At 73.4% G+C, this 3,585-nt stretch carries 3 protein-coding genes and 1 pseudogene; 1 reads left to right on the top strand and 3 read right to left on the bottom strand.

Annotated features, from left to right (window positions below; all coding sequences use genetic code 11):
- The 3 genes and pseudogenes from SACSA_RS26875 to SACSA_RS0115055 all read right to left on the bottom strand — a co-directional run.
- Window positions 1-182, bottom strand: a pseudogene (locus tag SACSA_RS26875) (D-beta-D-heptose 1-phosphate adenosyltransferase); the annotation flags it as partial.
- A gap of 15 nt (window positions 183-197) precedes the next feature.
- Window positions 198-1,469, bottom strand: coding sequence for an exodeoxyribonuclease VII large subunit (gene xseA / locus SACSA_RS0115060; RefSeq protein ID WP_019815123.1), 1,272 nt, complete (start codon window positions 1,467-1,469; stop codon window positions 198-200).
- Window positions 1,466-2,128: a lipid droplet-associated protein gene (locus SACSA_RS0115055; RefSeq protein WP_019818407.1), complete on the bottom strand. Its 663-nt coding sequence runs from the start codon at window positions 2,126-2,128 to the stop codon at window positions 1,466-1,468. The genes xseA and SACSA_RS0115055 overlap by 4 nt, the downstream gene beginning before the upstream one ends.
- Before the next feature lie 135 nt (window positions 2,129-2,263).
- Between SACSA_RS0115055 and SACSA_RS0115050 the strand changes: the two genes are divergently transcribed.
- Window positions 2,264-3,301: a 4-hydroxy-3-methylbut-2-enyl diphosphate reductase gene (locus SACSA_RS0115050; RefSeq protein WP_019818406.1), complete on the top strand. Its 1,038-nt coding sequence runs from the start codon at window positions 2,264-2,266 to the stop codon at window positions 3,299-3,301.
- Window positions 3,302-3,585 lie beyond the last annotated feature (284 nt).

Below are 3,585 nucleotides of genomic sequence, written 5' to 3'. Positions count from 1 at the left end.
AGCGTCGCGCCCGGGACCGGGGCCGGTCCGCGCGGGTGCGGGTCCCACACCACCGGGACGCGAGGGGCGAGCTTGGCCAGCAGGGACCGCAGCGCGGGATGCGCGGCGGTGCCGCGGCCGTAGTCGGAGACCAGCGGCACAGGTGCGCGGCCGTCCTGGTCGTCAACGGCAGGAACGCGCACCCGTACATTCGCCCCTCACTCCTCCCGTGTCCCCGCGACCGCGTGGACGGCACCGTCCGCGACCCGCACCCGCAGAGGTGTGCCGTCGGCCACCTCGGAGGCCGACCGCAGGACCCTCAGGGTGCCTGATGCGTCGGTGTACTGCACGACGGCGTAGCCACGGGCCAGTGTCGCGGAGGGGCCCAGTGCGGTGAGCCGGGCGCGTGCGGAGGCGAGCGCGGTCTGTTCCCCGCTCAGTGTCGCCAGCACCGCGCGCCGCCCGCGTTCGACCTGGGTCTCGACCTCGGCGGCCCGGCGTTCGACCGGTCCGAGCGGGTCGGCCAGCACGGGCCTGCTGCGCGTCTGCTCCAACAGGCGGCACTGCGTGTCCACCCAGCCGTGCAGAGCGCGGCGGGCACGGTCGCGCAGCTGACGCACGCGTGCGGTTTCCTCGGCCACGTCGGGCACCACCCGCTTGCCCGCGTCGGTCGGGGTCGAGCAGCGCAGGTCGGCGACGTGATCGAGCAGCGGCGAGTCGGGTTCGTGCCCGATCGCGCTGACCACCGGCGTGCCCGCGGCGGCCACGGCCCGGCACAACGTCTCGTCGGAGAAGGGCAGCAGGTCCTCGACGCTGCCCCCGCCGCGGGCGAGCACGATGACGTCGACGTCCGGGTCGGCGTCGAGGGTGTGCAGCGCCCGCAGGATCTGGGGCACCGCCCGGGCTCCCTGGGTGGCGGTGTTGAGCACCCGGATCGCCACGGCGGGCCAGCGGGCCTGGGCGTTGACCAGGACGTCGTGCTCGGCCGCCGAGGCACGCCCGGTGATCAGCCCGACACCGCGTGGCAGGAACGGCAGGGGGCGCTTGCGTTCGGCCGCGAACAAGCCCTCGGCGGCCAGCAACCTGCGCAATCGCTCGATGCGGGCGAGCAGCTCACCGATGCCGACCGGCCGGATCTCGTCGGCGCGCAGGCTGAGCGTCCCCCGGCCGAGGAAGAACGTCGGGCGGCCGTGTACCACCACGCTGGCGCCGTCCCGTAACGGCGGCTCGCAGGCGCGCAGCATGCGCGCCGGGCAGGTCACCGTCATCGACACGTCGGCGGCCGGGTCCCGCAGCGTGACGAACGCGGTCTGGGTGCCGGGGCGGGCCGAGATCTGAGTGACCTGGCCCTCGACCCACACCGCGCCGAGCCGGTGAATCCAGTCGGCGATCTTGCGGGCGACGGTGCGCACGGGCCAGGGGTTGTCCGAGGTGGACGGCGCGTCCGTGCGGCGGGCCGGGCGGGCTCCGGTGCTGTCGCCGGTGCTCACTGCTGTGCCGGGTCCTCGGCCCGGGCGGAGGCCGCCTGGCGCACGGTGGAAAGGCGCCGGGAGAGCATCCCGGTGAAGGAGGGACGGTTGCCGTGGGCGCGTTCGTAGTCCAGCAGCTCCTCGAGCTGCGCCTGTGTCAGGGCGCGCAGGCGGGCGCGGACCTGGGGCAGCGTCAGCTCGTCGTAGTCGGCGATCCCCGCGGGACCGGTGCCCTCCGCGGGGCTCGTGGGGGCGGCCTCCGGGCTGTCGAACTCGCCGTCGGTGTGGTCCTCGGCCAGGGCGCGCTCCTCCGCGGCCCAGGGGTCCTCGGCATCGGCCGCAGGCCCCGCCGGTTCGACCGGCGACCCGGCGGTTTCCGGCGTGGCCGAGTACCGCGTGGCCGAGGACGGACCGGAAGAGGGCCCGGCCTCCTCCTCCAAGTCCTCGTCGAAGGTCGCCCAATCCGGTTGTTCCTCGGGTCGGCGGAGTGACGACAGCGCTGTGTCACCCTTGATCGCCAACTCGGTGACGTGCTGCTGAACGCGCATGGAGGCGTGCAGCACCTGGCTGACCGCGGTGACCGGGAGTTCGGTGAGCTGCCGTGGCAGGTCTCGCGCCCGCTCGACCGTCGTGACGGCCAGGCCGGCGGCTACCCGGAGCGGGAACGGGAGGTGTCTCATGCCTCCAGCCTGCCCCACCGCGGGGCTCGGCCCAACTCCGGTGCGGAAGGAAGCACGCGCCCCCGGCGCGGGGAGCAACGCCTGGCACCCGTTCGTAGGTCGTCACCTCGGGGGGCCGACCCGTAGGGTGGGGGCATGAGTGGATCGAGCCCCGGCACCGAGCCCGCCACCGACGTTTCGATCTCCGGCAGCCCAGGCTCCCGGTCCGACGACGGCAAACGTGTGCTGCTGGCCAAGCCCCGCGGGTACTGCGCAGGCGTCGACCGCGCGGTGGTGACCGTGGAAAAGGCCCTCGAGAAGTACGGACCGCCGGTGTACGTGCGTAAGGAGATCGTACACAACCGGCACGTGGTGGACACACTGCGTGAGCGCGGTGTGATCTTCGTGGACGAGACCTCCGAGGTACCCGAGGGCGCCCTCGTGGTGTTCTCCGCGCACGGGGTGTCACCCGCGGTGCACGCCGAGGCCGAGGAGCGTGGTCTGCGCACCATCGACGCCACCTGCCCGCTGGTGACCAAGGTGCACAAGGAGGTCAACCGGTTCGCCCGGGACGACTACGACATCATGCTCATCGGTCACGCGGGGCACGAGGAGGTCGAGGGCACCTCGGGTGAGGCGCCCGAGCACGTGCAACTGGTCGACACCGCCGACGACGTCGACAAGGTCACCGTGCGCGACCCGTCGAAGGTGGTCTGGCTGTCCCAGACGACGCTGAGCGTGGACGAGACGATGGAGCGGGTCGACCAGCTCAAGGAGCGCTTCCCCGGGCTGGCGGACCCCCCGAGTGACGACATCTGCTACGCCACGTCGAACCGGCAGGTCGCGGTGAAGGCGATGGCCGCCGAGTGCGACCTGGTGCTGGTCGTGGGGTCGACGAACTCCTCGAACTCCCGGCGGCTGGTGGAGGTGGCACTCCAGGCGGGCGCGCGGGACGCGCATCTGATCGACTACGCCGACCAGGTCGACGAGAACTGGCTCGACGGGGTGCGCACGGTCGGTGTGACCAGTGGCGCTTCCGTTCCCGACGTGCTGGTCATGCAGCTGCTCGACTGGCTGGCCGAGCGCGGCTGGACCGGGGTCGAGGAGGTCACCACGGCCAACGAGAAGATCTCGTTCGCTCTGCCCCGGGAGATCCGCAAGGACGCCGACGGAACACCCAGCGGCGTCCGCTGAGCCTCGCGGGCCCCTGCCAGGGCACGCTCACCACGCCCGGCGATCACCACGGCCGGCGCTCACCACGCCCGGAGATCACCGGGGCCGACGGCTGGCGGCGCAGGCGACTGGCGGGGCCGGGCGAGACAGTCGAGTCAGCGGTCGTCGCGGGGACCGCGAGCGCGCGGGGGACGTCCCCGGCCCTGTCCCTTGGGGCCTTCGCCCGGTCCCTGATCGGGACGCCGTGGGCGGCCCCGTTCCCCCCGGCCCGGGTCGTCCCTCCGGGGAGCGGGAGGCGTGTCCCC

Source organism: Saccharomonospora saliphila YIM 90502, from assembly GCF_000383795.1.
Classification (GTDB): domain Bacteria; phylum Actinomycetota; class Actinomycetes; order Mycobacteriales; family Pseudonocardiaceae; genus Saccharomonospora; species Saccharomonospora saliphila.
The sequence above is the reverse complement of the archived record's forward strand: the minus strand, read 5'-3'. Positions and strand labels throughout refer to the sequence as shown.